A 24,741-nucleotide genomic window follows, 5' to 3' on the forward strand; every position below is an offset into this window, starting at 1 on the left:
TCCCGAACCCAAGGCTATGAGCAGTTTCGCCGATGTGTCCACTGATGCCTATTATGCAAAGGCGGTTGCATGGGCGGTAGAAAACGGTATCACCACAGGAACGGGTGATGGCAAATTCAGTCCTGACGCCACCTGCACCCGTGCCCAGAGCGTGACTTTCCTGTTCCGTGCCATTGGTAAGCTGGTCGATAGCAAGGCAGAGTTCAGCGATGTTCTTACCGATAGCTACTATGCAAACGCTGTGGCATGGGCGGTGGAGAACGGAGTCACAAACGGCATTGGTGATGGCCTGTTCGGGCCGGACAATAGCTGCACCCGCGCACAAATCGTTACGTTCCTTTTCAGAGCCTATCAGGGCAAGTAAGAACCCAAGCGGCAGGGAGCCTCTATTGAGGCTCCCTGCCTTTCGCTGTATATCATGGAGCACGATAGCAATCAACTATGAACACATCTCCATGCGCACATTTCTCAATCCGCAAAATACTCGGGCCTGCCAATCGAGGTGAAGCCGCTTTTCCCCGTCACCACCACATTATTCTCGCTGCTGGCGCAGTGGATGATGAGCACATTTCCGTTGCCGTCAAATCCGCAGACGATGCCGACATGGCTGTCTCCCGGATAGAACACAAGGTCTCCCGGCTGGGCATCGCTCCATGAAATATCGGTGCAATAGCTGTGCTGACTGGACGCTCCACCGCCATGACCGATGACATAACTGCCGTCTGTGACATTGTAAAATACCCAATCCACCATTCCCGAACAATCCAGTCCGAAGGGCCGCACGGTGCCAGTGGTGGAACTGCCCTCGGCTGTAACTTTCATCGGTATTCCCCAGCGGCTGTCCCAGCCAATAATCAATGACTTTCCTCCCCAGAAATAGTTGACCTTGCCCAAAAGTTGATACGCCGTCAGCACCACCTGTTTGCGCTCCTCGCTGAGATCGGCGGGGAGCTTTTTGATGATCTCTTGGATCTCCTCCGGAGACAGGTCGATATCCTGATAACTGCCGGTGAGCCGCATGAAGAGTTCCTCATACTCCGGCTGCATCAGTTCCTCCAGCAGCTTTTTCTGCTCAGTCGTGAAGTGATATGCCTCCGCCATTTGCAGATGATCTTTCACCGCAACCCGGATGTGCAGGATCACGGTATCCTCCTCATCCTCACCGCCGGAGATCGTCTCCAGCCAATAGGAAATCTCATTCATGTCCCAGAAAATCTGCCGCAGAATATCCAGTTTTTCTTCCGTCAGCGTCGCCACCTCGTCCGGCGACGATGCATCTGTCGTTGTCCGCACAGCATAAACAGCCAGCACATCCCGCCAGTTGGAGATCATGGCGGCGCTGCCAGCGTTGTCCATGTCCAGTGCATCGTAGGGGTTCTCTGCCTTGATCTGCTCGATGCGGTCTGTAAACTCTGTATTCAGCATGGTCACAGCCTCCGGCATCGTATATCCGGTGCCGCTGTCCTCACCGGAAAAGAAAATTCCAAACGGCGACGCGATCAGGAGCCCAATCAGGCAGATGACTAACACCATTGAGAGGACCGTGCTGCCGCCCGCCATCATCGCCGCCGCAAGGCTTCTGGCGGCGGACAGGATGGCCCGCAGCGCCCGTCCTGCCGCCTGGGATGCTTTCTGCGCGGTGGCCTGCGCCGCTTTCGCGGCTTGCTGATACCGCGCTGTCTGCACCGCTGCTTCCCGTGCGGTGCGGGCGCTGCTTTGCAGCATAACCGCCTGCTTCTGTGCGGACTCCAAAGTTTTCGCTGTATCAGCTATCTTCTTAGAACGCGGCGAAACAGAGACGATGTCACGCTCCATCGGCAAGTGCTTTTTCCTCGCTGGTTTGGGCAAGCTGGTTTCAGCCCGTTCTTTGATGTGCGGTATCTGCTCCGAACGCATTCTGTCCGGCATGGCGCTGCCGCCCCTGTCTGAATGTAAGGTTTGCGCCGTCTTGATTCGGCGGCGCGATACGGCTCGCTTTTGCTCTGCCTGCCATCGGGCAGCTTTGCGCCCGCGTTCCTCCATGAATACTCTCTGCCCCTGCCGTTGCGGTTCCGCTGCCACTGTGACCTGTGTCTCTGTCTGTGCGCCGATATAGGTATCTTTTGTCTTGACCTTGGCGGCCTTTTGCGCGGCGTTCTGGCGCGCCTGCTGCCGTCCACGCTCCGCAGCGCTCTGCGGCTGCGGCCCGGCAGAAGTGGTATCTTTTCCCTTGATAGCAGAAGGCTTTTGCTCTGTGGCATCGGCAGCAGGAGCGCCGCCCTTCGGCGGCTGCTCCTGCGGTTTCTTCTTCCGCTGCCGGGTGAGTTCCTTTTCTGCCCGACGCAGGCCGCGGGCGGCGGTATCCTCAATGGTGTCGCCGCCGTACTCGTCTGCCTGCCCGTGCTGGGCCGTATCCCGCAGCTGCGTCCGCAGCCGCTCAGAGCCGTCGTCTAAGCCTTTGCGTAGCAGTTCTCTGGGTGTCGATACCGCCTTTTCCTTGATGCATTCAGAGAGCGTGGGTTTTTCTTTGATTTTTTTCATAGCACATCACGCGATAAGGTCGGAGGGGCGGGTCGTCATCATCTGATACAGCCTGGTGTGGCGGGGAAAGCTGTCCACGAAAGGCACGATGGCACTGCCGCATTTGATGAGCCCACGCCCGGAGTCCACATTGGTGATGTAGGAGAGCTGATTATCCGAGATGTTCAGCAGGCGCGCCAGTTCCTCCCGATCCGTGGCCGCCTGATTCAGCATGATGAGGAATTCACTGTTTGCCAGCATGGTGCGGGCCGTGTGGGACTGCAGCAGGTCCTCGATATTCTGGCTGATCCCCGTGCCGCAAGCCTGGTATTTTCGCATTCGTTTCCACAGGGTGAACAGGAAATTGGCGCTGTACTCATGCTGGAACAGCAGGTAGATCTCATCAATATAGATCCAGGTGTTGCGCTTCAGCCCACGGTTGCGGATGATGCGGTTGAAGATGCTGTCCAGCACCACCAGCATTCCTACCGGCAGAAGCTGCTTGCCAAGGTCCCGGATATCGTAGCAGAGGATACGGGCATTGGTGTCCACATTGGTGGGTTTGGCAAAGGTGTTGAGACTGCCGTCTGTAAACAGCTCAATGGCCAGCGCCACATCCTGCGCTTCCTTTTCCGGCTGGCGGAGCAGCTCCGCGTGGAAGTCCTGCAAGGTGGGGACCGCGCCGTGATAGCCGCTGCGGATATAGTCACGGTACACCTGCGCGGTACAGCGGTCGATGACGGATTTTTCCTTGGCAGACAGCTTGCCTGCCCCAATGAGCTGTTCACAGAGGGAGAGCAGGAACTCGGATTTCAGCACCACGGGGTTCTCTCCGTCCCCATAGCCCTGCTCCATATCCATGGCGTTGATATGGTTGGGTGAGGTGGCGGAGATGTTGATGACCTGGCCGCCCAGTCCTTCGATGAGGGGGCGGTACTCCGATTCCGGATCGATGACGATGATATCGTCCTGCGTGGACAGCGCCAGTGACACCATCTCCTTCTTGGCGCTGAAGGATTTGCCGGAGCCGGAGACGCCCAGAATGAATGCGTTGCCGTTGAGAAGCTGCCTGCGGTCCGCCACGATGAGATTTTTGCTGATGGCGTTCTGCCCGTAGTACACGCCGCCCCGGTCCCAGATCTCCTGGGCCTTAAAGGGCATGAGAACAGCCAGCGCTTCCGTGGTCAGAGTACGCAGAGCATCGATGCGGCGCAGGCCCAGCGGCAGCGCCGTCACCAGCCCGTCCGCCTGCTGCCAGTTCAGTGTCGTGAGCTGACAGAGGTGCTTGCGGGCAATGGACTGGAGCGTTTCCGTATCACTGTCCAGCTCTTCCTTGCTGTCTGCCAGATGCACCAGCGTCACCACGGCAAACATCATCCGCTGGTCGCGGGTGGTGAGATCGTCCAGCATCTCACGGGTCTCCTTGCGCTGCTGCTCCAGATCGTAGGGGACAACGGCAGAAAAGTTATTGTTAGCGTTCTGCCGGCGCTGCCAGTTGGTCACATTGGTCTCCACACCCAGCAGGCGGTTCTGCATCTCTCGTACCGCTTCGTCCGTGGGCACCGGGATGATGTCGATGGACAGCATAAGACTGCGGTTCAGGCTGGTAAGCTCATTGATCATGGAGTCTTTGATATAGCTGGCATACTCCTTCAGAAACAGTACCCGGCCATACTTACCGCCCATGATAAAATGATCCTTTTTGAATTCCATGCTGTCCGGGCAGATGGCGTCCTTGAAGGAACGCCCGTTCTTCATGTTCTCCCGGAGGTCAAAGCGGAACTCGCTTTCCTCACCCACACGGTAGAAATCATGCAGGATGTGGAGGCGGTCTGCCGCATCCATCTCCTCGCAGTGGGAGTCCATGTGGTTCAGACGGGAAGAGGCGTCATGGACCGTGCGGTCAAAAAATGCGCGGGCCTCCTCTACATTTTTCTTGTGGACGGACAGGGTGATGTAGCGCTCCTGCACCACGCTGTTGGATGAGTCCGTCACCTTATCCAGCAGCATGGCGTTGTATTCCTTGCGTCCGCCGTCCAGATCATCTCCCTTGGGCGGGATGAGGATCTCCTGCTCAAAATTGCGCCGGTCCAGGCGCTTATTGTTGATGGTGATCTTCGTGGTAGAGCCGGTGTCCAGCGCGTTCAGCAGCTCGGAATAGCTGAGAAACATGGCTATCTTATCCTCTTTCGAGGCAATGGCATAATTGATGTCGCTAAATCGCAGTGTTTTAGAATACTTGCTGCCAAATTGAAAGACCCCATCCGGCCAGATGCGGCGGATGGGGATGATGTCCTGTACAGATTTCGGAACCGTAAATCTTTCTTTGTCCTGCTTCAGTGTATTTTGCAGAGTTTTAATCAAGTTTGAGAGCCTCCTTTATCGTTGAATTTTCCAGAGCTTTGGCGTATATGTTGTCCGATTTGAACACGAGCCTGCGGGGAAACAGGAATTCCGAGCGGATATACGCGAGCAGAAAGCGTTCCAGCGTCATGCCGTTATACTGAAAAAAGCCGCCCAGGGCAAAGGGAAAGGCTGCAAGCACGCAGACCCAGCCAATCTCCCCATTCCCCAGCACAGGGCGCAGGCCGAAATATACGCCCACTGCCACGGCGACCGCCAGCAGTGCGAACAGCAACTGCCGCAGGGACAGCCCGAAGAATAGACTCTCCTGGTAATTTCGTACTTCTTTGTTGATGCGGACCTCCAATGGATCACCTCCGAGTTTTTTCTGAGTTTTGCTGAACAGACTCTTGTTTTGTCTGTGCAGTCATGGTACTATGCCACAAACCCGATGAAGGAGGTCGTGACATATGATCGCTTTTCTGATGATCGCCGGGCTTGGCGTCCTGGCGCTTCTCTCCCGGCTGGCCGCGCTGACACGGATGACCATCCCGCTTTTGTACACCGTGTCCATGCTGACGGTGTTCCACGGCTGGTATCGCGCCCATACCGTGCTGGCAGACCGCATCCTGTTCGCCCTTGTAGGGCTGGTAGTGCTGTCCTGGCTGCTTTCGCTGATCCGCTTTGTCTGCGATCTTGTTATGCAGGCACGGGATGATGCTGCCGCTATGGAGTATTTCTCCTACCGTGTTCGCAAAGCACGGGAGAACGGCGAAGACACCGTCAGCACAGAGGGCCTGTGGCGCTGAATCAGCCAAGGCCCATCAGCTCTCGGATGATGCGGTCGCTCATCTTGATCGCGCCTACCAGCACCAGCATATTGAAGATCAGCTCACCCACATAGTTCCATACGATGGTGGCTGCCGCCAGCGTATCGTCCGCGATGGCAGGCGGGGACGAGGCAAAGGCAGAGAAGATTACACAGGCCAATACGATGACACAGCCCTCCAGACAGATGGCGGCATAGCTTTTCAAAAAGGCTACGCCGATACTGCTGGAGGGCTGTCCCGCAAAACTGGCCAGCGGGATGGGTGCGATGGCCGTTGCGATATAGAGCTTAAAAAAGCGGCTATATACCGTCAGTATCATGACAAGGGAAAGTACCCAGATAAAGAGCGAGCCCAGCAGCGTCACCGCCCAAAGGGGGATGGAGTCAATAAAGCCCACATCCTCGATGACACTCACCAGTTCATCCGGTAATGTGGTGGCAGACATCGCCGTCAGCCCGGAGGAATCCATGATGGTTGTCACCATGCCCTGGGCAACACGAAACGCGCCGGTCATCAGTTCCATGCCCCAGGTCACTGCCGCCTGCGCCAGCACAAAGCGGATGAAGCATTTGAAGGCCACTTCCGGCTTCTTCATCTCGGTGAAGCTACCGCAGGTCTTGACCACGCCCATTACAAAAAACAGCACCAACAGCGCATATCCCACCGCTTTCAATCCGCCGTTGATGCCGACGATGACATTCCAGATACCGCCGCCCTTGAAATTCTCCGGCGATGTGGTGATGAGCTGCCAGATCTCCTCCAGTCTGCCGTTCCACATCTCCAGCGCAGAGTTCAGGTTGTCAATGATCCAGTTTCCACTTCCCATTCAAAATCACCTCCTACGGGAAGAACAGGGTGAACGGTATCATGCCGTTCACCCTGCCGCGTTTTTCAGCCGGTGATGAGGGAGAGAATCTCCTTGGTGAAGGTAATGACGATGCCGCCTGCCACCGTCAGCATACCGTTGGCGCGCTGGGAGGGGTCATGGCTCTTGAGGGACAGGCCCACCTGCAAAATGCCGAAGCCCAGCAGGATGAGGCCAATGGCGCGGATCAGCGAGAAAATGAAATCAGACAGGTTGTTGACCACCGTCAGCGGGTCATCTGCCGCCAGCGCAGGCACTGCGGTGGCGACCAGAAGCAGAGTAACGCAGGCAAAAACGGAATAGACGCGCTTTGCCTTTCTCTCGAAATTTTTGTTGTTCAAATCATGTTTCATGCTGCAGCATTCTCCTTTTCATTGTCAAAATCAATCTGGAACAGCGGCTCTCCCGTAATAGGAGGCTCCGCCGTCCCGTGGTGGATGTAGGGCGGTCCGCCGCCATCCATCGTATAGCGGATGGCGGGATGCTCCATGAGCTCATACTTTTCGTCCATCACCGGCCGTGTGCCGCGGATGAACAGAATACAATACCGGTTATCCAGCATCCGTACCTCGTCCGGCGTCAGTAGTTCCCGCCCACTGATCTGGAAGTTGGTGGAGTAAGACCCGGACCGCCCTTTGGTCTGCCCGTGGGTCTTGGTGTCGATGGTGGACTTACCCAGTGCCTCGGAAATGTACTTGTGGGTGCTTGCCTCGTTGCCGCCCAGATAGAGCAGCGTGTCCGAGTTGCCGGGGATGGTTTCCCACGAGTCCTTATACAGCTCCTTGATCTGCGCCATGTTCTGGATGATGGTGCTGCAGGAGATGTTGCGTGAGCGCATGGTCGCAAGCTCCCGCGGCAGCCCCGGCAGATTGACCGATGGCGCTTCATCCAAGATGAAATGCACGTGGCAGGGCAAGGCTCCGTGATGGATCTGGTCTGCGCAGTAGTAAAGGGTCTGGAAGATCTGGGAGTACAGAAGACTCACTAAAAAAGTAAAGGTCGTATCATTATCCGGGATGACGGCGTACAGAGCGCACTTTCGCTCTCCCAGCGTGTAGAGATCCATGTCATCATGGTCGGTGACAGCTTTGATCTGCGGCAGATTGAAGGGCGCCAGCCGCACAGCGGCAGACACCAGAATCGATTTTGCCGTCTTGCCCGCCGCCTGCTTGAAAACCTTATATTGCCGCAGGGCAACACTTTCCGGGTTCTCATACTCCATTGCCCGGAACAGCAGATCCAGCGGGGAGACATACTCGTCATCGTCCTCCTTCACTTCGGCATATTCCAGCACACGCAGCACCATTGAAAAATTCTGCTCATATTCCGGCGCTTCCTGGAACAGCATGAGGATGATGGCCTGCAGCAGTGCTGTCTCGGACTTCGACCAGAACGGATCGGACTCGTGACTGCCCTTGGGCGTCGTTGCCTGGATCAGCGTGTTCACCAGTTTCAGCGCGTCCTTTTCATCCCGCAGATAGCGGAACGGGTTATAGCCGTCCGACTGCGACAGATCCACCAGATTCAGCACTCGGATGTCGTATCCCTGCCGTTTCAGATACCCTCCGGTGGCGGTCAGCACCTCCATCTTCGGGTCCGTGATCACATAGTTGCTGTTTGCTTCCAGAATGTTGGGCTTGACATAGCCGCGCGTCTTGGCGGCGCCGCTGCCGCCAATGACCAGCACATTCAGTGAGCGCCGGTGCTTGTGGGTATCCAGCCCCAGCCGCACATGGCGGGTGAGGATCTTGTTCTCCTTTTGACGGAACTGCGCGTTGAGCTGCCGGGGCGAGCCCCATGCGGCGGAGCCGTGTTCCTCTCCGTCCCGTGTCCTGCCCTGTCCGGAAGCATAGAGACACAGCCCCATGAGATATGCGCCGGTGCAGACGAGAATGGACAACAGACTCTTGTCTGTCCATTGGATCTGGAAGGGCTGTTCCAGCGCAGCAGTTAAGTTTGATAGCAGCTCCGGCAGACCGCCGCCAAGGGACTGGGCGATCAGCAGCGCCGCCCATACCACAGGGATATAGAGGAACAGGGCAAGTACCAGATCCGTTGTTTGGGATGTCTTTTTCAGCCGCATCACCTCCTGCATAAAAAAATACGAGGCCGGCAGAGCATTCCACTCTGCCGGCCTTGCTGACGAAACGGCTTTCTTACTTTGTCCTGTCCGGTCGTGCTTTTTGACGGATCTTTTCTCTGGCCGGGGCAGACTTCTGCCGGGTATCCAACTGCGCCTGATACCCTTTCAACCGTTCCAGAACTGAAGTGCGCTCATTCGTCATCGTCCCGGCAGCCGTTTCCCTGCCGCTGGATGAGGTCGATCTGCCTTTGGTATCTGGCAAGTCTGTTCCCGACCGAGATTCTTTTTTTGGCGCCACCTCCTGCCGCTTGCCCACAGGCGGTGTCACAGGCGTTTCCCCCTGCCGGGGGCGTTGCTGCTCGCGCTGCGGCGCCTCCTGTCCCACACGGGCTTCCTGCTCCTTAGAGGGGGCATCCTGCCGCGCCTGCTCCGGCTGCCCGGTATATCGGATGCGCTCAAAGATCATATTGGCGCGGTCGATCTCCGTTACCGGCATGATCACATCCACGACTTTTCCCTTGTTATCCGAATCACGGATGGCAGAGAACAGGATCTTCTGTTTTCCTGCCCGCTGCCTGAATTGCTGATACTGCTCCGGAGACATGGCGAACCGCCGCACATCACGGGTCTCCTTCAGCATCTTTGCCAGATTGACTTTGCCGGAAATGGTCTTGTGTTTTTTCGCCAGCGCCATGGTGAGCGCCAGTACATTTTTAATGGCGGAGCCGCTCAGCCGGACAGCGACCTCGCTGCCGGAGAGCATCATGCGTACCAGCTGGTCCGCCGCTTCACCGCCTCCGATGTTCATGTTCCCGCACCTCCTTCTGGTGTTCTTCTGTTTTCTGGATGTCCTGCTCCATTACAGGCGTCTGCTGGCAGATCTCCCGGCAGAGCTTCAGCTTTTCCCGCTCTGCCCGGATCTTCCGATTCACCTCTGAGAGCTGTTCATACACTTCTGCCTTTTCTTTCTTCAGCACCTCCTGTGGAATGCCGCTGACCTCCAGCAGCTTCACGGCTTTCATGTACTGCTCAAACTCCCGCTCCATGCCGGTGAGCCCTTCCTCGTATAACGCTCTGCTGGGTTCCAGTGCCTCCGCATCTGCCAGCGCCGCGTAGAGCGGCTGGCGTTTCTTCTTCCGCACATTGAGGAGGGTCCGCTGCTTTGTCAATCTGCCCAGCGTTTCCTCTGTGCGATGTTCGAATGCCGCCATGTCAGCAGGCGTTGTGATGTTATTTTCCCGCAGGGACGCGAACTGCGCCTGATACCGCTCGAAGCGCATGACCGCCTGCCGCAGATGCGGCGTCATGCGGGGCGGGTACTGCCGCTTTTCGATCTTGCCCAGCAGATAGAGATAATGGACATAGAGGGCAAGAAAACCGCTGTATCTGGGATGCTTCCGGTACGGCTGATATGCCGGCCGCGCAGGCAAGACAGGCCGCAGTCCCGCTTCGATCTGTTCCAGGTTGCCCTGGATGGCAGCACGGATTCCGTCCTCTGTGAACAACGGATCTCGTCTGCCAGGGTACTGAAATCGCTCCTGCCCCCGCAGGCGGAAGCCGAGCCTGCCGCCATGATGGATCTCATACCCCTTATGCTCCATGAGCAGGAAGAAGTGGCCGAGGTCGTTGGCGTCCCGGATGGCATCCCGCAGATCTGCCTCCAGCAGGGAGCGGAAGGTGGGCTGCCCCCTGAACTGGCGCAGCCACTCAATGTAGCTGACCGATCTGGCAGGCGCGCCCTGCACGATGACGGACAATCCATGCTCCCGGCAGAGCCGGTCTGAAATGGCACGGATCTGCTGGTAGTAGCTTTGCTGCGTGCTGTGATACTTTTCGCCGGTATCTGCATTCACCGAATTAAATACAATATGCGAATGGATATGATGCCGGTCTACATGGGTCCCAATCACAACCTCAAAGCCGTCCAAGTGTTCCTGCGCGAATGCTTTAGCAATTTCTAAAGCAAGTTCAGGTGTGATTTCACCAGGCTTGAACGATTGAATGATGTGATAGCATTGACGCTTATCCAATCGTCCGGTTTCCAGCTTTGTTTTCATCATCTCGCGGTACTCTCTCCCTGGATCGCAATTAAAATGTGCTGTTAAAATATGCCCATCCGTTTTGTCACCGTTCAGAACATAATCAATGGCTTCTTTTAAGCCGCCGTTACGGGGCAGGATTTTCGTAACAGCCATTACTTATTCGCTATCCGGAACATAAGCTCATATACCTGATCCAGAAGATAGAGTCCCCGTTTGGCATCCTCCGGCTTCGCAATTCCGGCATTGACGCTGCGGGCGATCTGGTTGATGTTGTTGCCGATATGATGTATTTCCGTCCGGAGCTCTTTAATTTCTTTTGTTGGGCGGGCTTTGACCGGTCGTCCCTCAATAAGCCGTGCAAGATATGCCCGTTTTGTCAGCCTGCACTCTTTGGCCTGACAGCACAGCAGCTGATACTGCTGTGTTGTCAGTACGATGTGCAGATGGTGTTCTTTCTTGTTCTCATCCACATTTTTCTCCTTCCTGCGGCGTATAGCCGCAAGTTTTTCCGCCAGCAGGCGGCATAGGGGACCGGGGTATCCTCGGCAAGCTGTGCAAATGTACATTTGCGCGATGCTTGCGCCAGCGCCGCCCACGGCGGCGTTGGCTGTTCCCCGCCGTCGGCGGGGCGTTTTTTGAGAGGTAGGTTGATTCCAATACAGGCGGACACAGTCCGCACCTTTTCCAGAAAAAAGAAATGTCTGGCAGCAGCGCCAGACATCCGGTTTCGCAGGGTCCTTCCGCACAGGGTGTCAATGTAACACCCAAAATAGAAACGGCAGGGTGTCATCAAGACACCCTGCCCGTTCAAATATTGAATCAACGCTCGATCTCTTCCGTTTTCTGCCTGCTGTTTCGTGCAGTAGTTCGAGCTGCGTCGAAGGGAAGGACGAATCCTTCTACCTGTTGATAATAGCTCGTCTGTTCCTCTACAAAGAATGCCACAAGAGGCGCATAGCAAGTGCTGTTGCCACACAGCACAGGCTCAGGCGGCGCACGCCAGTTCCTTCCGAATACGTTCCCGTGCCAGCTCCGCATAGGTGTCTGTGACTTCGATGCCGGTGGCGGTATAGCCCTCCTGCACAGCCGCCAGCACCGTGGTGCCGCTGCCGGCAAAGGGGTCCAGAATATGCCCGCCCGGTTCCGTGATCTTCACGATGTCCCGCATAAGCTGCAGCGGCTTCTCCGTCAGATGGATGCGGCTCTGGGGATTGCCGTATTTGAACACCCCCGGCAGACACGGGACCGGGCGGCTGATAGGCATATCGCCGTTGGAGCCCCAGACGATATATTCCGCCTGCTGGCGGAAGCGCCCCTTCTGGGGGCGGCTGTTGCCCTTATCCCAGACAGCGGTACCCCGCCAGATCCAACCGGCCCACTGGAGAGCGTCTGTCGCCGCGGGAAGCTGCCGCCAGTCGATGAACATACATACCGGCGCACCGCTCTTGCATACCTTTCGCGCTTCATACAACCACTCCGCCGCCCAACGGGTCCAGGAGCGCTGGTCCTTGGCATCCCCATCGAAAGGGGGCGGTGCGTTCTCGCCCATGCTGGAATACTTCCTGGCGGTGGATTTGTTTTTTTCCGCCTGGGTGCGCCCACCGGACGCATAGGGCGGATCGGTGATGACAGCGTCAAAGGTGTTGGGGGCAAAGGTCCCCAGCACCTTCAGGGCATCCCCCTGGAGGATGCTCCATTTCTGATTATCGCTCATGCTCATGCTTCTCCTTCTTTTTCGTTCGATTTTCGCGGGGCGGAGACAGCTCCGTCTCCACATATTCGCTGATGATTCCCAGTGCTTCCTCATAGCTGTGGCACGCTCCGCCCATGATGCGGGTCTGCATTTCCTTTGCTTCTGCCGCCATGCCATTCTGCCGAAGAACTCTGGCGGCAATACCCATCAGATGGAAGATGTTGCCGTCCTGCCCCAGCAGAGGGCAGAGAGGGCGGGGGTTCTCCTGCCGGGCGGAGCGAAACCCGCCCAGCCTGTTGGGAACATAGTCAGACAGCCATGTGCCGCCGAATGCGCCGTGGGTCTGCAAACGCCACATCGCCAGCTTCCCCATATCCACCTGAATGTTCTCGAAGGGGAACAGCAGATTGTTGAGTCCATCGTGCTGAAAAACCTTGACCGTCTCAAAGCGGCTGCCATTCTGCAGGATGCCGTCCTGCGTCAGCAGGTCATTGATGCCATCCAGCCACTCCTGCGCCTCTCCGCCGCAGCCCTGCAGCACCAGTCCCTCCTGATGCTCCATATCCCGCAGATCGTCCGCGGTGATCTTTTCAATCGGCATTTATCGCTCCTTTCTGCCGAGGCGTCTTGCAGGCGGTGTCCGGCCAATGGTTTTCTGATCCGTCAACACGGGGATGCCCAGCTCACCGGCTTTATAGATCTCCTGCCACATCCCATCCGTCCAGACCGGACCGTACACATTCATCTGCTGGCAGGATTCCAGCAGGCGCAGTCCCATCGCCCTGGCTTTTTCATCCTGGGCGGGATCGTCGGGATCTGCGACAGGCGGGAACAGCAGGTGCGGACAGATAGGGATATTTCCCTCCGCAAACACCTCCTGCGCTTTCTGCCGCGCAAACTCCACATTGTTTGTCACATCGCCCCGCAGCGGAGCACAGATATAGACCAGCTTGGGGCCGCTCCGTTCCAGCTCCGGCGTGCGCTCCCGGAATGCGGACAGATACTGACCGACGGCATCCCGCAGAGCGGCATAGTCCGCGGCAGTGGGATGATAGGCGTACCATTCCACTTTTCCGTAGTCATCCCACAGGTGGGGAATGACGCCGCTGCGGAAGTTGGGATTGTTCGGCACCTGCTTTTTACCCCAGACATCCTGAAAGCGCAGCAGCGTCCGGTCCACCACGCCCTCCGTGCGGTTGAGCACCGTGAGGCGGATGGCGTCATATTGGCTGGAGATATGGGTAGAGAGAAACTCCGCCCGTACACGCAGGTCCTTTCCGAGATCTCCCACGCACACACGCCCGGAGAATTGAGGCCGATCCACGAGATCGCTGTGTTCAAACAGCTTTCGCAGCTCCTGCTCATACACGGTCATCGCTCCACACCTCGTTTCTTTGGCGTTTTTGTTTTCATGGGACTTACTTCTTTTTGCAGAGGTTTCAAGGTCTCACGCCCGATGCCGCGGATCACGCTGCGGCTCTTGCCGCTCAGGACAAAGGTATCCTTTGTATCGTTGCGGACTTCCTCGCAAGGCAGGATCACGGCAGAACCGGTGATGCGGATATCCCCCTGCACCGTGCCATACACCTTGCAGTTGCCGGACAGGATGGGAGTCCCCATCGTATGGGGATCGTGAATGATCTGCGCGTTTCCGGAAGCCAGCGCTTTTCCGGTCATGGAGGCCCCGCGGAGATAGGCGTTGTCCTCGGCGCGGCTGTGGCCGCTCATCACGCTGCCTTTGGAAACATAGGCGCTGCCACAGGCAATGGCGTCGCCCCGCAGACAGGCATCCCGATCCACATAGGCGTCACCCGCTGCAATGGCATCATCGAAGATCCACGCGCAGTCTCCCGGCTCCGCGGACAGGTTGCTTTCGCTTTCCACGAAGCCACCTATGTCGCCTGCGCAAATCTCACCGCAGATGTCCCGCAGCGCGCGGATGCGGTGCAGGAACGGATATTCCTCATGGGCAATGTCTGTGATCTCATATTTCTGATTGCTGATGGTTCTCATCTCCTTTTCCTTTTTTATGCCGCTTTTTGGCACAGGGCATCTTCTTTTCGGAATGCCGCATCGATGTCGGAAAAGCGCTCCGTGCGGTTGAATTTCTCGGACACCTTTCCCGGCATGGCCTGCAGCTCCAGCATTTTCGCCCACAGCTCCGGATGGTGGTCATAAAGGTGCCGCAGCTCCTTCCGCTTGGCATTCGGGCAGAACCAGCAGCCGCCACGGTCTGTGAACGCATAGACAGGTGAAAGCAGCCCTGCCGTTTGACAGAGCTGCTTTGCATCCTCTTCGGTGTAGTGATATTTTTCCAGCAGGGACACCTGATTTTTCTGCAAGCGGCGCAAGCGCACCGGCTCATCGCTGGCGATGCCCACATACTGCACAGTATCCGGCGTCAGAGTCCTGTTATACCGGCGGATGGGACGGAGCTTACAGTCCCGCTGAACGTAGCAATGCCCGCACAGAGGGAATCCGCGTCGAAGTCCTTTTTTCGGACCGCGGGTAATGACTCCGGCAAACAGGTCCAGATAGGTCTTATCCGAACGCAGCACACGAACCGGGATGCCCAACCGTTCCAGTCTGGGCATCGCAGTCTCATAGATGAATGCCCGATGCTCCGGCACCTCGCCGGAGATCCTTTTATCGAACATCACCTCACAGTAGGCCGCTTCATCCAGCGGTTCCCCGTGCTCCAGCGCCAACAGGATCGAGGCAAGGCTGTCTTTGCCGAAGGAGCAGGACGCAATATGCAGGGTGTTCTTCTTTTCTTTTGAAATCATGATCATCCTCTCTGATTCTGTTTTGCTGGCAGTATTGTCAGCAGGTGGGGAGTCTGCTATAATAGCGCATATCATTTCCAGTCATTTTAGATATGAAGGAGACGAAATACGATGAATAAAACAGAACTGATCACCGCCATGGCGGAAGCCAGCGGCCTGACCAAGAAGGACTGCGACACCGCTCTGAATGCGTTTGTCGACACGCTGCAGACTGCGTTGAAGTCCGGCGACAAGGTACAGTTGCTGGGCTTTGGCACCTTCGAGGTGAAGGAGCGCGCCGCCCGCACCGGCAAAAATCCCGCCACCGGAGCCACCATTGAAATCCCCGCTTCCAAAGCGCCGGCTTTCAAGCCCGGCAAGGCATTCAAGGATTCCGTGCAGTGATAACACGCCCGCGAGAGACCATCTCTCGCGGGCCTTTTCTGTTATCGGTGCGATACGCCCATGTCCTTGGCACGACAGGCACATTCCAGCACCTCTGTCATATCCGTGCGCTCCCAGGGCGCGTCCGCATGGGTGAAGTGTCCGTAATTGCAGAACTTTTGGAACATAGGCTGATCCAGTCCCAGCGTTCCGATCATGCCGTCCGGCGTCAGGTTGAATACCGTGCGGACAGCCTGTTCCAGCACATCATCGGAATAGATGCCGGTATGCTCCGTATCCACTGTCACCGCCACAGGCTGTGCCTTGCCGATGGCATAGGCAAGGCTGATGGTGCAGCGCTTGGCCAGTCCTGCCGCTACGATATTCTTGGCAATGTAACGGGCCATGTACGCGCCGCTGCGGTCCACCTTTGTTCCATCCTTGCCGGACAGCGCGCCGCCGCCATGAGGGGCGAGGCCGCCGTAGGTATCCACCATCAGCTTGCGTCCGGTGAGTCCGGTGTCCGCTTCAAAACCACCCTGGACAAATCGACCGGAGGGATTGACCAGCACTTCGGTATGCTCGTCCAGCGGAAGTTCCTGCATGGCGGGTCGGATCACATGGCGCAGGATGTCCCGGCGCAGTTCCGGCAGGGGCAGTTCCTCCTCATGCTGGCAGGATACCACCACTGCGGCAACGCGGTACGGGACTCCAGAGCGGTATTCCACAGACACCTGCGCCTTGCCGTCCGGACGCAGGCCGGGGATGATGCCCTGCCTGCGGGTATCGGTCAACAGGCGGGTCAGTCGATGGGCCAGCACCACAGGCAGAGGCAGCAGCTCCTTTGTTTCATCGCAGGCAAAGCCGTACAGGATTCCCTGATCTCCTGCGCCGGTCTCCGTGCCGCCACACACAGCTTCCGCAATGTTGGGACTCTGTTCATGGGTGATGACCTCCACCTCATAGTCGCTGCCGCCGTATCCGGCTTCCCGCACCGTCCTGCAAATAATGGCAGGGATATCCGGAATCTTCGCTGCCGTGATCTCGCCTGCGGCGATGATCTTTCCGGCTGTGGCCATGACCTCGCAGGCAACGCGGGCAGCGGCGTCCTGCGTAAGACAGGCATCTACCACCGCGTCCGCGATGGTGTCGCAGAGCTTGTCGGGATGTCCCTCAGTGACTGACTCAGCAGTCAGAATGCAGTTATCTTTCATATTCATGCTTCTCCTTTTTCATCGGTTTCTTATGTGCCTCCGGCTGTTTCGGAACAGAGAGGATCATTTCGTTGCTGTATTTGTCCTTGTACTTTTCGATCTGCTGATCCGTCAGCGAGGCAAAATCATCCTCTTTAAGACCGGCAACAAAAAATGTGCCGCAGACAATGTCATACGGCACACCGTGATCATCGGTCAGGGCGCGGTTCCACGGCAGGCCCAGCAGCTTGCCCTCGTCATTACAGACGAGCGCCACCGGGTCATCGAAGGGGTAAACTGCCTGAATGGTGCCGCCTACCAGTTCCTGCATGGCAGAAAGGGTGTGGTCGATCTCCTGCACCGCAGGCAGTTCCATGGGGCGCACCACAAGGACTTTCATTTTTTCTGTGCTGATATGGGTTCCTCCTTCCCAAAAGAAAAGCGGCAGCAGCAGATTCCTCTGCCGTTGCCGCAAATGGTGATTCTTATTCTTTTTTGGATGCCAGCGTCCGGGTCTTCAGCAGGGCATTTTCCAACGCCCGATGATCTTCATGCTCCTGCCACCATTGGGGGCGCAGGAATCCCAGTGCTGCAGCCGCCCATTCATAATCGGCCCGTTCCAGTGCGCCGCCCAGCAGCCCCTGCCGGAATTTCCGGTGCCGTTCCCGCACGGCCGGGTCCACGCTGTCCCGTTCCAGATACAGTTCCAGAAAGCCGCCGAGGACAGCAGCTTCCTCCGTTGTATAAAACATATCCGCCCCCCTTTCACAAACAGGGGTTATTGTAACACAGACTGTGGAAAATGAACACCTCTTTTTCACTCCGACCGTCTGTTGCGCGGATACCGCGCCTGTGATACACTGTGCTTACGAACAAAAATATGAGGAGGCGGCTGTGATGATATGGTTTTGGGAGCTTTCATGGCTGTGGAAGATGCTTGGCGCCTCGTTACTGGTTTCCGCGGTATGCGTCGCCGCGGCCGCGCTGATCGGCAAGGCGGCAAAAATCCGCCCCGGCAAAAAGGTTTTCCTGCTCGTTGGGATCTTGGCCTTTGTGATCTCTATTCTGGTGCTCTTCTTTCTTGCACAGACGCCGGCGCTGCTCTGAGTTACCGCTCCGGCCCTCTGTTTCGCTCAGGCGCTCTCTTTGGCTTGTCGATCCTGCCGCTCCACACCTCGTCAATGGTCCTGCTCCACGCATCCCGAAGGGAGTCCACCGGCAGGCCGTTGGCTTCAAAGCCTCGCTGGATCACGCGGTAATAATACGGGGACGGCAGTGCAGGCTGGCGGCAATACGGCTCCGCCATGATATAGACCATGACTGGGATCTCTGCACCGGCCGCGTCTTTAACAGTCACGGTTTCTTTCGTGTAGTGGCGGGGATACCCCTCATACCGATCCAGAGACTGTTCACAGTTTGGCGTGATCTTCCACACCAGTCCGTGGACAGTACTGCCTTTTTTCGGTGCAACGGTAGCGAAGCCGCTGCCGCGGAAGCGCAGTTCGTAGTTTTCAAGCCTGACCGGTCCCACGATCTCGGCATCCGGACAGCGCTGCGCCATCTGCTCCAGATCAAGGTTGCTGCCGTAGGCGAAATACAGGTTTTCCTCCACGTCACACCTCCAGCATCGTCAGAGCGCCAAAGCGGTCCAGATGACGGAGCAGGGCTGCCGCCTGTGTCTCCGCATCGCCATCCGGAAGGGGACAGTCCATTCCCGCGGTGCGGATGACATTATTCTGTACAAACCAGATGTAGGTCTCCACATCCGGGAACTCTGTGGGATCAAAGCTGAGATCCTGAAGCTGTTCCATGATCCCGGCTGCGGTCCCTTCGTACACGGTATCTTCAATTTGAATCTTCAAAGGCTTCACCTCTCCATTTCTCTGGATTTTTTCTTCTTTTGATTGACTGTATAGCTGTCCTTATCGAAACGCCACGCCCGATCACCGTCCAGATTTGCCAACAGGTGGTCACGGGTATGCTTGAATTCCTCGCCGTTGAGCCCCAACCGCACCAACCAGACCCGGAAGGTGAACAGTTCATTGTCACTGTGGGTCTTGCGCATGACCGTGCTGCGCTGGGCGATAGCCTGGGCGGAGATGGCAAGGCACAGATTCACATAGGCAGCAACTTTTCCCGCGTGGAGTGTGGAATTGAAACAGCGCCATTCCACCGTCCCCCGGTAAAAGACCGAATGCAGATTCAGTGCGTAATAGCGGGTCCAGTTATAATGGTCTGCGCTGCCGTTATCTCCCTCATACCAGATATTCTCCAGCTGCGTCAGATCCCTTGTCTCATCCGACGAGAGCCTGCGTGCCTGCTTCAGCATGGGTTCCCGCACCTTCTGACACCAGCGGGACGCCCGGCTTTCATTGACCTGCAGCGATTTGAACAGGATATCCTCCTTGGAGTACATGATGCCGATGAGATTTTTCAGACTCTGCCTGTTATGATTGGCTGCGTCCACATGGACATGGATGCCGCAGGAGCTGTTGGCCTTGGCTCCTGCGTGGCGTACCTGCCGGACACACTCCTGCAGCTTGGGCAGTTCCGCATAGGTGAGCTTTGGCGTTACCATCTCCACGCGGTATCTGTAGTCACCCGTTGCACGATAGCCGCTGCCGATCTTCTGCTCCCCGTGGATGCTGGAGTCACTCATGACCGTCCACTCTTTGCCGTCCCGATCCGTCACACACCATTTATCGTAAGCGCCGCCCACATAGCGGGCGTCCGTTGCAAAATACGCGGCCAGCGCTGTTGCCGCCTGCTCACGGGTGATGCCGGTCATTTCAACTTCCACGCCGAAGCACTGGTCCTTCAGCCCGATCATGCGGCAGCACCGGCTTTCAGTTCCGCATCCACCTCCCGGATACGGCGTCCGATGGCTTCAATGACATTGGCGGTGACGCTGTTGCCTGCCTGCTTATACGCCTGTGCATCAGACTGGATGGCGAGGATGCGGTCGATCTGCCACTCATCGAAGCCCTGCAGCCGCAGACACTCCCGCGGCATCAGACGCCGGATGCGTCCGCCACGTTCCACGATGCCCTGGATGCAGCTCGTCTCCAATGTATGGGCGATATCCTGTCCCACACGACCACGGCGGGTATTGCTCCCGGAAAAGCCGAGATCGACACTGTCACCGGGATTCGCCTCTTTATAGCCTTTTTTCGTGGCTTCCTTGATGAGCAGAACGCCGGAACGTTCTGCTCTATGATTGGACAGCGTTGTCTGTCCATAACGGGCAGTGAGGCAGCGGGCAGCCTCCGTTTGTCTCGCCTCCCCGGCACATAGATCCACAAAGGGTCTGTCCTGCGGAATGATATACAATCCTGTTTTGCCGCCCACACCTCCAGCGCCGGCAGTCTGCGTGCAGGCTATTCCGTCTGCGTCGTAGACACGGGAGCCTTGCGAGCCTCCGAGGACTTGTATAAGAGCTTTTCCACCTGTGCCGAAGACAGGAAATATTTTTCCGGCGCATCGGGGATCAAGATAGCAGATAAGGAACAGCCGCCTTCTGGATTGCGGGACTCCAAAATGTTTGCTGTTAAGCACCATCCATTCCACGCGGTACCCCAGGTCATTAAGCGTGGCGAGGATGACAGAAAACGTCCGGCCTTTGTCATGCGACAGCAGTCCCGGAACGTTTTCGAGCAGAAGATACGAAGGTCGTTTGGATTGAGCCAATCGGGCAATTTCAAAGAAGAGAGTGCCGCGGGTGTCGTCAAAGCCCTTTCTTCTGCCAGCGATTGAAAATGTCTGACAAGGGAATCCTCCGCACAGAAGGTCAAAGTCCGGCAGGTCTGCGGGGTCGATTTTTGTGGCATCGTGATAATATCGTTCCTCCTTTCCCGGCTCATAAATGGCCTCATAGCTGGCATTGGCGTATTTGTCGATCTCGCAGTGTCCTACACACCGGAAACCGCCCGCGCGGGTCAATCCCGTGCGGAAGCCGCCGATGCCGGCGAACATATCAAAATATCGGATCAGGTCATCTCATCTCCTTCCTGCAGGGCAAGCAAAAAGCCGAGGACGCTTTCATCTACATCCCCGGCTCTGACGCTATCCTGCGCTTCTTCTTTGGTGAGCTGCACTCCCCGCAGTTCCTGCCGGATGGTCTGGCGAACGGCATCCAGCAATTCCTGCTGCCCTTTATACTCACAGACCATGCGGCAGACCGCGGCGGTACGCTGTCCTGCGGGGATCTCCGTCAGCTTCTTCCACGCCCTGCGCTGTATGGGCGAGGACATGGAAAAGGACAGATTGATCCGCTTTTTGTTACTGCTCATCGTTCTTTGTGAGCCGCTCTGCCAGCCGCTCATAGCCTTTGGCGTTGAGGGACACATCGTCAAGGATGACTGGACGGCAAAGGCCGTCTGCGGCGGATACATTCCGCTTCAGCATCGCCGCACCACCGCCCAGAAAAACAGCAGGCATGGCACGGGTATCCAGTCCGCTCTCCGTAATGGCGGAGAGCAGGCGATGGACATAGGCGTCTGCCTGCCGGTCAATAATTTTTCTGGCATCCTCGTTGATATGGACAGCATCGCCGCGCAGCACGCTTTCCATCTGTGCCGCCGTCATAGACAGGCCCAGCGTGCGGCGGATCTGCTCACCGATCTCATCCAGACAGCGGATCATGCCAAGTTCCAGACTGCGGCAGGTCGATGCATTGGGAATACGGTTGTCCAGGCGCATCAGATCCACCGTCCAGCCACCGATATCCGCCACGATCACAGAAGGCTCATCCAGCAGGATGCTCTGGGTCAAGACTGCGGCATAGCCCTGCGGGAACAGGGACACCTTGCGGATGGCGATGGAGTATTCCTGTCCCTCATAGCGGAAATTTACCGTTTTCCCATCCCGGAGCAGATAGTCCCGGAATGCATTTTTCTCCCGTCCAAAGCTGGTGAGGGGCAGTCCGGCCGCCAGATGGATCTCGGCCGCAGGCTCCGCATGACGGAAGGAGAGCTCCTTTGCGATGGCTGCCAGCGTAAGGAGGTAGTAGTCCTCTGTCTGCGTTTTGTTCTTCTGAAGCGCCTGACGCCCGCTGCCCACCACATAGAATTTTCCGCCGTATTCCAGCACGTCCTTCAGCGTATATGGCTCATGCTCATACGCCACCAGACCGGAGGGAAAAGAGAAATGGGACGTTTTCATAGCGGCATAGCCGTGGTCCACGCCGATAATCATGGACTCGCTCATCTTGCTTCACCTCCACGGCTGCGTTTCTTCTTATTTGATGTCTGGTGCCGGTCATAGTCCTTTCCGGCATGGATCAGATCCCGGATCTCCTTCAGCTGCAGATTCCAGCGCGTTTGACCGTCCCACTCCGGATGCTTCGCGCAGAGCCGGGGCAGATATTTCTTCAGATCCGCACCCTCTCTGGGAAACTCGATGCCGTCCTTATAGACGATATCCTGTTCCAGCTTCATCAAAAGCGCTTCATATGCGCTCCAATCTGTCTGATCATAGGCGCTTTTCCCAGTGAGCTGCTCGTAGGCATAGTCCCCGACATAGCTCAACTGCTCAAAGCAGCAATCGCCGTAGGGAACGACATCCGCAAGGCTGTCCGGTTCTGTCAACGCGGCAAAATAGGCTTCGCGCCCCTGTGCGATGAGCCAGGCGCGAAAATCGATAAAACCGTCATCGCTGCAGCCGTATTCCTTCATGATCCCTGCCGCGTCCCACAAGCCGAACTTGTCCGCGAGATCTTCATAGGCGTGGATGATGTCGTGAAAATTCTGCGCCTGCGTGGGGCCCATAGAAACCAGCCGGTCTTTCAGATAGGCCAGCATAGCGTCCATATCCTGCCCGCAGGCGTTTTTTGCCTCATGGATCAGTTCCCAGAAGGATTCTTTGTTGATCTCTGAGATCGGTTCCTTCACATTCTGTGTCTCCTTCCCAATACGTTTTTTGATGTGCGCTGCCGCACCCGCGCAGATCTTTTGATAAAACGCGCGATACTCCGGTGAGGTCTTATCCACTTCACCGAGAATCGCCCGCTCATAGGGCGTGCCGGGGACGATCTCCCATGTAACGGTCCCAAAGTATGCCGCTTCCAGATACCGCAGCAGCGTGTGTCCGTCTGCCAGCTCAAACATTCCCCGGTTATCCTCATAGGGAAATTCTTCATAGACCTTGAGCCCGGTGACTTCTTCCGCGGCGGCATACAGCGAGAATCCGTCTGCGTCCAGCGTCGGCGCAAGCTGCGCGTACTGTTCCTCCGGGGACAGCATTTTGTCATGCTGCTCCATCTGACCGCTCCTTTCTTACCCAGCCCGCAAAACGCTCTAAAAAGTGAACGCGCCCATGCACCTTCCCGGCAGACACATCCAGCCCATTCATCTGCGCCTGAATGCGGCGCTGGATGGCTTTCAACTTCTGCGGGTCATTGCAGCAGTCTACGATGACATACTCGCCGCCGCTGGTGGAGAGGATTTCCCGCTTGCCGTTCTCGTCCCGGATGCCGGACAGGAGACGCTGTCCCAGCCGTTTCCGGTAGGCGTCCTGGAGCGCGTCCATATCTCCGCAGACATCATGCTTTTTCAAGATCTCCGCGATCTCACAGGAAGTGATCTTCGTCTCGGCGGACAGCTTTTGCAAAATCTCCGCCTGCGCGTCAGGCGGGATTCCCGTCCGGCTGGGCATCGTTTTCTTCGCTTTCTGCATCGGCACACCTCCAATCCGCGGGCAGGATATTCTGCTCGATGATATCCGCAATCGTCCGGAACACCTCCGCCAGCTTGCGGGATTCCTTCACGGTATCCCGCATTTCCTCCGGGGTCATCCGCGTCCCGTCCGTCCAGCAGCGGATATTTTCTTCGGACGGCGTCAGCAGGACGGCTTTTTCATACGCTTTGCAGAAAAGCGCCGCGATCTTTCCTTTCCGGTCGATCTCGGCATCCTGCTTTTTCAGTTCTTTTTTCGCTTTTTCGTATTCCAGCGCTTCGGCGGCCGCCTGCTCCCGCTGCTCTTCCGGAAGGTCCTGAAGCTGCCGGGTCAGGTCATAGCCCTTGTTGATGGACAGTTCCTTTTTGTCCAGCGCCTCCTTGATGACCTCCGGGGCATTCTCATCGATCTGCATGACCTTGCCCATGGTGACCTCACCGATACCAACAGCATCCGCCAGTTCTTTACGGGTATTGACAGCAGTTTCTACTGAAGGAAGGTTTGACAATGTTGTCAAACCTTCCTTCGGACGATAATTCTGCCCACCGGCTACCATATTTGCCCTGGCTTTCGCCTCGATCTCCGGCTTCAGCTTCAGCGCGATCTTGCCCAGCTCCCACTTTTCCAGATTGCGACGACCTTTCTGGGTATCCAGCGCCCACTGCTTGGCTTCCAGCAGATCCTCGAAGGAGAATACCGCCATCGTATAGGGCAGGCCATGCTTTTCGCACAGTGCCTGACGGTTATGCCCGTCCACGATCACCATGTCCTCATTGACGATGATAGGGGAGTAACAGCCGTTTCGCAGCAGATCCTCTTCCAGAGCGGCAGACTGCTCCGCGCTCAAAGGCGGGAGCAGTTCGGCCATCTCCGGCAGGATCACAGGACTGCGCTCTGCGCTGGTGTATGTGATCCCGGTGTTTTTCATCAGGCGGCGTCCTCACTGGCGGACATATCCTCCACCGCCTGTGCCGCGTCCGCCGCCTTGCGGGGAGACAGGAATTCCACATCGCTGGCTTTGATGAGGAAACCGGGCTGGCGCTGGGGATCGTCCGCAAAGGTGATGGTCTCGAAATCGCCGGTGGCTGCCAGCTTGCAGCCCTTCCACGCAAACGCCGCACAGCGCTCCGCCAGAGGGCCGCGCACCTTGATGGAGATAAAATCGGTGAGCTTGTTGCCGTCCTTATCCTTATAGCGGCGGTCCGAAGCGATGCGCAGGATAGCGTAGGGCTTGCCGGTGGCCTCGTTCATCTTCAGTTCCACATCGTGGGTCAGATTGCCAATGGCAGTGATTTTCAGCATATTCAGTGCTCCTTTTTTTAATGGTTAGGTTTAGTTAAAAAGTGCGGGTGGTCTGCTCTCAGACCACCCG

The 24,741-nt window shown here is 56.9% G+C and carries 31 protein-coding genes; 4 read left to right on the forward strand and 27 right to left on the reverse strand.

Annotated features, from left to right (window positions below; translation table 11 throughout):
• The coding region (locus tag GPK94_RS09300) for an S-layer homology domain-containing protein (RefSeq protein ID WP_215655629.1) at nt 1-364 on the forward strand (364 nt) is incomplete at its 5' end.
• 104 nt (nt 365-468) lie between these two features.
• Here the strand turns inward: GPK94_RS09300 and GPK94_RS16060 are convergent.
• Genes GPK94_RS16060 through GPK94_RS09315 form a run of 3 tightly spaced genes read right to left on the reverse strand, consistent with a single transcriptional unit; the run spans nt 469 to nt 5,209 of the window.
• Entirely contained in the window at nt 469-2,520 is a 2,052-nt protein-coding gene (locus GPK94_RS16060; protein ID WP_252192557.1) for an NlpC/P60 family protein, read from the reverse strand.
• Between the two features lie 6 nt (nt 2,521-2,526).
• Nucleotides 2,527-4,863, reverse strand: a complete 2,337-nt coding sequence (locus tag GPK94_RS09310) for a DUF87 domain-containing protein (RefSeq protein WP_215655630.1) — start codon at nt 4,861-4,863, stop codon at nt 2,527-2,529.
• Nucleotides 4,856-5,209, reverse strand: coding sequence for a PrgI family protein (locus GPK94_RS09315; RefSeq protein ID WP_075704031.1), 354 nt, complete (start codon nt 5,207-5,209; stop codon nt 4,856-4,858). Before GPK94_RS09315 ends, GPK94_RS09310 begins: the two co-directional genes overlap by 8 nt.
• 103 nt (nt 5,210-5,312) lie before the next feature.
• Here GPK94_RS09315 and GPK94_RS09320 point away from each other — a divergent pair, with 103 nt between their 5' ends.
• On the forward strand, nt 5,313-5,651 hold the full coding sequence (locus GPK94_RS09320; RefSeq protein ID WP_215655631.1) for a hypothetical protein: 339 nt from the start codon (nt 5,313-5,315) through the stop codon (nt 5,649-5,651).
• A gap of 1 nt (nt 5,652) precedes the next feature.
• Here the strand turns inward: GPK94_RS09320 and GPK94_RS09325 are convergent, their stop codons facing one another.
• The 11 genes from GPK94_RS09325 to GPK94_RS09375 all read right to left on the reverse strand — a co-directional run bounded on the left by GPK94_RS09325 (nt 5,653) and on the right by GPK94_RS09375 (nt 15,141).
• Nucleotides 5,653-6,498 (reverse strand): hypothetical protein, encoded by an 846-nt coding sequence (locus tag GPK94_RS09325; RefSeq protein ID WP_215655632.1) that lies wholly within the window; start codon nt 6,496-6,498, stop codon nt 5,653-5,655.
• A gap of 65 nt (nt 6,499-6,563) precedes the next feature.
• Nucleotides 6,564-6,890, reverse strand: a complete 327-nt coding sequence (locus GPK94_RS09330) for a formate hydrogenlyase (RefSeq protein ID WP_130849862.1) — start codon at nt 6,888-6,890, stop codon at nt 6,564-6,566.
• On the reverse strand, nt 6,887-8,620 hold the full coding sequence (locus GPK94_RS09335; RefSeq protein WP_252192558.1) for a type IV secretory system conjugative DNA transfer family protein: 1,734 nt from the start codon (nt 8,618-8,620) through the stop codon (nt 6,887-6,889). The genes GPK94_RS09330 and GPK94_RS09335 overlap by 4 nt, the downstream gene beginning before the upstream one ends.
• Nucleotides 8,621-8,693: 73 nt before the next feature.
• Nucleotides 8,694-9,428 (reverse strand): DUF3801 domain-containing protein, encoded by a 735-nt coding sequence (locus GPK94_RS09340; RefSeq protein WP_215655633.1) that lies wholly within the window; start codon nt 9,426-9,428, stop codon nt 8,694-8,696.
• Nucleotides 9,409-10,815 carry a relaxase/mobilization nuclease domain-containing protein gene (locus GPK94_RS09345; protein WP_215655634.1) on the reverse strand — a complete coding sequence of 469 codons (1,407 nt, stop codon included), beginning with the start codon at nt 10,813-10,815 and terminating at the stop codon, nt 9,409-9,411. Before GPK94_RS09345 ends, GPK94_RS09340 begins: the two co-directional genes overlap by 20 nt.
• Nucleotides 10,815-11,132, reverse strand: a complete 318-nt coding sequence (gene mobC / locus GPK94_RS09350; protein ID WP_253099298.1) for a plasmid mobilization relaxosome protein MobC — start codon at nt 11,130-11,132, stop codon at nt 10,815-10,817. The genes GPK94_RS09345 and mobC overlap by 1 nt, the downstream gene beginning before the upstream one ends.
• 515 nt (nt 11,133-11,647) lie before the next feature.
• Complete coding sequence (locus GPK94_RS09355) at nt 11,648-12,376, reverse strand: DNA methyltransferase (protein ID WP_215655635.1); 729 nt, start codon at nt 12,374-12,376, stop codon at nt 11,648-11,650.
• Entirely contained in the window at nt 12,366-12,956 is a 591-nt protein-coding gene (locus tag GPK94_RS09360; RefSeq protein ID WP_215655636.1) for a hypothetical protein, read from the reverse strand. The genes GPK94_RS09355 and GPK94_RS09360 overlap by 11 nt, the downstream gene beginning before the upstream one ends.
• Nucleotides 12,957-13,730: a DUF4406 domain-containing protein gene (locus tag GPK94_RS09365; protein ID WP_215655637.1), complete on the reverse strand. Its 774-nt coding sequence runs from the start codon at nt 13,728-13,730 to the stop codon at nt 12,957-12,959.
• Entirely contained in the window at nt 13,727-14,368 is a 642-nt protein-coding gene (locus tag GPK94_RS09370; protein WP_215655638.1) for a hypothetical protein, read from the reverse strand. Before GPK94_RS09370 ends, GPK94_RS09365 begins: the two co-directional genes overlap by 4 nt.
• Before the next feature lie 14 nt (nt 14,369-14,382).
• Nucleotides 14,383-15,141, reverse strand: a complete 759-nt coding sequence (locus GPK94_RS09375; RefSeq protein ID WP_215655639.1) for a phosphoadenosine phosphosulfate reductase — start codon at nt 15,139-15,141, stop codon at nt 14,383-14,385.
• A gap of 111 nt (nt 15,142-15,252) precedes the next feature.
• Between GPK94_RS09375 and GPK94_RS09380 the strand changes: the two genes are divergently transcribed.
• Nucleotides 15,253-15,525 carry an HU family DNA-binding protein gene (locus GPK94_RS09380; protein ID WP_116722047.1) on the forward strand — a complete coding sequence of 91 codons (273 nt, stop codon included), beginning with the start codon at nt 15,253-15,255 and terminating at the stop codon, nt 15,523-15,525.
• Between the two features lie 41 nt (nt 15,526-15,566).
• Here the strand turns inward: GPK94_RS09380 and metK are convergent, their stop codons facing one another.
• The 3 genes from metK to GPK94_RS09395 are packed head-to-tail and all read right to left on the reverse strand — an operon-like array spanning nt 15,567 to nt 17,449.
• Nucleotides 15,567-16,718 (reverse strand): methionine adenosyltransferase, encoded by a 1,152-nt coding sequence (gene metK / locus GPK94_RS09385; RefSeq protein ID WP_215655640.1) that lies wholly within the window; start codon nt 16,716-16,718, stop codon nt 15,567-15,569.
• Nucleotides 16,708-17,172, reverse strand: coding sequence for a DUF3846 domain-containing protein (locus GPK94_RS09390; protein ID WP_346728009.1), 465 nt, complete (start codon nt 17,170-17,172; stop codon nt 16,708-16,710). Before GPK94_RS09390 ends, metK begins: the two co-directional genes overlap by 11 nt.
• Before the next feature lie 10 nt (nt 17,173-17,182).
• On the reverse strand, nt 17,183-17,449 hold the full coding sequence (locus GPK94_RS09395) for a hypothetical protein (protein ID WP_215655641.1): 267 nt from the start codon (nt 17,447-17,449) through the stop codon (nt 17,183-17,185).
• 145 nt (nt 17,450-17,594) lie between these two features.
• On the opposite strand from GPK94_RS09395, the gene GPK94_RS09400 reads away from it, so the two are divergent.
• Complete coding sequence (locus GPK94_RS09400) at nt 17,595-17,804, forward strand: hypothetical protein (protein ID WP_215655642.1); 210 nt, start codon at nt 17,595-17,597, stop codon at nt 17,802-17,804.
• A gap of 1 nt (nt 17,805) precedes the next feature.
• Here the strand turns inward: GPK94_RS09400 and GPK94_RS09405 are convergent, their stop codons facing one another.
• From GPK94_RS09405 to GPK94_RS09450, 10 genes are read right to left on the reverse strand one after another with little or no spacing between them, the layout of a single operon-like run.
• Nucleotides 17,806-18,309 (reverse strand): gamma-glutamylcyclotransferase family protein, encoded by a 504-nt coding sequence (locus tag GPK94_RS09405; RefSeq protein ID WP_215655643.1) that lies wholly within the window; start codon nt 18,307-18,309, stop codon nt 17,806-17,808.
• Nucleotide 18,310: 1 nt separating this feature from the next.
• The gene (locus GPK94_RS09410; protein WP_215655644.1) at nt 18,311-18,559 is read right to left on the reverse strand and encodes a hypothetical protein; all 249 of its coding nucleotides are present in this window, start codon (nt 18,557-18,559) and stop codon (nt 18,311-18,313) included.
• A gap of 5 nt (nt 18,560-18,564) precedes the next feature.
• On the reverse strand, nt 18,565-19,527 hold the full coding sequence (locus GPK94_RS09415; protein ID WP_215655645.1) for an amidoligase family protein: 963 nt from the start codon (nt 19,525-19,527) through the stop codon (nt 18,565-18,567).
• Nucleotides 19,524-20,669, reverse strand: coding sequence for a DNA (cytosine-5-)-methyltransferase (gene dcm, locus GPK94_RS09420; RefSeq protein WP_172697362.1), 1,146 nt, complete (start codon nt 20,667-20,669; stop codon nt 19,524-19,526). The genes GPK94_RS09415 and dcm overlap by 4 nt, the downstream gene beginning before the upstream one ends.
• A gap of 14 nt (nt 20,670-20,683) precedes the next feature.
• A complete protein-coding gene (locus GPK94_RS16065; RefSeq protein WP_235254762.1) occupies nt 20,684-20,986 on the reverse strand; it encodes a hypothetical protein in 303 nt (100 codons plus the stop codon).
• A complete protein-coding gene (locus GPK94_RS09430; RefSeq protein WP_215655646.1) occupies nt 20,976-21,902 on the reverse strand; it encodes a ParM/StbA family protein in 927 nt (308 codons plus the stop codon). The genes GPK94_RS16065 and GPK94_RS09430 overlap by 11 nt, the downstream gene beginning before the upstream one ends.
• Entirely contained in the window at nt 21,899-22,954 is a 1,056-nt protein-coding gene (locus tag GPK94_RS09435) for a DUF4240 domain-containing protein (protein ID WP_252192559.1), read from the reverse strand. Before GPK94_RS09435 ends, GPK94_RS09430 begins: the two co-directional genes overlap by 4 nt.
• Nucleotides 22,941-23,369, reverse strand: a complete 429-nt coding sequence (locus GPK94_RS09440; RefSeq protein ID WP_215655647.1) for a synapsin-1 (Synapsin I) — start codon at nt 23,367-23,369, stop codon at nt 22,941-22,943. The genes GPK94_RS09435 and GPK94_RS09440 overlap by 14 nt, the downstream gene beginning before the upstream one ends.
• Nucleotides 23,320-24,297, reverse strand: a complete 978-nt coding sequence (locus GPK94_RS09445; RefSeq protein ID WP_252192560.1) for a hypothetical protein — start codon at nt 24,295-24,297, stop codon at nt 23,320-23,322. The genes GPK94_RS09440 and GPK94_RS09445 overlap by 50 nt, the downstream gene beginning before the upstream one ends.
• On the reverse strand, nt 24,297-24,671 hold the full coding sequence (locus tag GPK94_RS09450; RefSeq protein ID WP_215655648.1) for a single-stranded DNA-binding protein: 375 nt from the start codon (nt 24,669-24,671) through the stop codon (nt 24,297-24,299). The genes GPK94_RS09445 and GPK94_RS09450 overlap by 1 nt, the downstream gene beginning before the upstream one ends.
• Nucleotides 24,672-24,741: the final 70 nt, after the last annotated feature.

The sequence above is a fragment of the Pseudoflavonifractor sp. MCC625 genome, from assembly GCF_018784545.1.
GTDB lineage: Bacteria > Bacillota > Clostridia > Oscillospirales > Oscillospiraceae > Pseudoflavonifractor_A > Pseudoflavonifractor_A gallinarum.

What these genes read in the sequence shown, in the direction of transcription:
- GPK94_RS09415 (WP_215655645.1), bottom strand. Translation starts at nt 19,527, where the DNA reads ATGATCGGGCTGAAGGACCAGTGCTTCGGCGTGGAAGTTGAAATGACC.
- GPK94_RS09395 (WP_215655641.1), bottom strand. Translation starts at nt 17,449, where the DNA reads ATGTTTTATACAACGGAGGAAGCTGCTGTCCTCGGCGGCTTTCTGGAA.
- GPK94_RS09370 (WP_215655638.1), bottom strand. Translation starts at nt 14,368, where the DNA reads ATGAGAACCATCAGCAATCAGAAATATGAGATCACAGACATTGCCCAT.
- GPK94_RS09335 (WP_252192558.1), bottom strand. Translation starts at nt 8,620, where the DNA reads ATGCGGCTGAAAAAGACATCCCAAACAACGGATCTGGTACTTGCCCTG.
- GPK94_RS09325 (WP_215655632.1), bottom strand. Translation starts at nt 6,498, where the DNA reads ATGGGAAGTGGAAACTGGATCATTGACAACCTGAACTCTGCGCTGGAG.
- GPK94_RS09340 (WP_215655633.1), bottom strand. Translation starts at nt 9,428, where the DNA reads ATGAACATCGGAGGCGGTGAAGCGGCGGACCAGCTGGTACGCATGATG.
- dcm (WP_172697362.1), bottom strand. Translation starts at nt 20,669, where the DNA reads ATGTTCGCCGGCATCGGCGGCTTCCGCACGGGATTGACCCGCGCGGGC.
- GPK94_RS09360 (WP_215655636.1), bottom strand. Translation starts at nt 12,956, where the DNA reads ATGCCGATTGAAAAGATCACCGCGGACGATCTGCGGGATATGGAGCAT.
- GPK94_RS09345 (WP_215655634.1), bottom strand. Translation starts at nt 10,815, where the DNA reads ATGGCTGTTACGAAAATCCTGCCCCGTAACGGCGGCTTAAAAGAAGCC.
- GPK94_RS16065 (WP_235254762.1), bottom strand. Translation starts at nt 20,986, where the DNA reads ATGAGCAGTAACAAAAAGCGGATCAATCTGTCCTTTTCCATGTCCTCG.
- GPK94_RS09450 (WP_215655648.1), bottom strand. Translation starts at nt 24,671, where the DNA reads ATGCTGAAAATCACTGCCATTGGCAATCTGACCCACGATGTGGAACTG.
- GPK94_RS09375 (WP_215655639.1), bottom strand. Translation starts at nt 15,141, where the DNA reads ATGATTTCAAAAGAAAAGAAGAACACCCTGCATATTGCGTCCTGCTCC.
- GPK94_RS09330 (WP_130849862.1), bottom strand. Translation starts at nt 6,890, where the DNA reads ATGAAACATGATTTGAACAACAAAAATTTCGAGAGAAAGGCAAAGCGC.
- GPK94_RS09430 (WP_215655646.1), bottom strand. Translation starts at nt 21,902, where the DNA reads ATGAGCGAGTCCATGATTATCGGCGTGGACCACGGCTATGCCGCTATG.
- GPK94_RS09355 (WP_215655635.1), bottom strand. Translation starts at nt 12,376, where the DNA reads ATGAGCGATAATCAGAAATGGAGCATCCTCCAGGGGGATGCCCTGAAG.
- GPK94_RS09435 (WP_252192559.1), bottom strand. Translation starts at nt 22,954, where the DNA reads ATGGAGCAGCATGACAAAATGCTGTCCCCGGAGGAACAGTACGCGCAG.
- GPK94_RS09440 (WP_215655647.1), bottom strand. Translation starts at nt 23,369, where the DNA reads ATGCAGAAAGCGAAGAAAACGATGCCCAGCCGGACGGGAATCCCGCCT.
- GPK94_RS09320 (WP_215655631.1), top strand. Translation starts at nt 5,313, where the DNA reads ATGATCGCTTTTCTGATGATCGCCGGGCTTGGCGTCCTGGCGCTTCTC.
- GPK94_RS09445 (WP_252192560.1), bottom strand. Translation starts at nt 24,297, where the DNA reads ATGAAAAACACCGGGATCACATACACCAGCGCAGAGCGCAGTCCTGTG.
- GPK94_RS16060 (WP_252192557.1), bottom strand. Translation starts at nt 2,520, where the DNA reads ATGAAAAAAATCAAAGAAAAACCCACGCTCTCTGAATGCATCAAGGAA.
- metK (WP_215655640.1), bottom strand. Translation starts at nt 16,718, where the DNA reads ATGAAAGATAACTGCATTCTGACTGCTGAGTCAGTCACTGAGGGACAT.
- GPK94_RS09380 (WP_116722047.1), top strand. Translation starts at nt 15,253, where the DNA reads ATGAATAAAACAGAACTGATCACCGCCATGGCGGAAGCCAGCGGCCTG.
- GPK94_RS09400 (WP_215655642.1), top strand. Translation starts at nt 17,595, where the DNA reads ATGATATGGTTTTGGGAGCTTTCATGGCTGTGGAAGATGCTTGGCGCC.
- GPK94_RS09365 (WP_215655637.1), bottom strand. Translation starts at nt 13,730, where the DNA reads ATGACCGTGTATGAGCAGGAGCTGCGAAAGCTGTTTGAACACAGCGAT.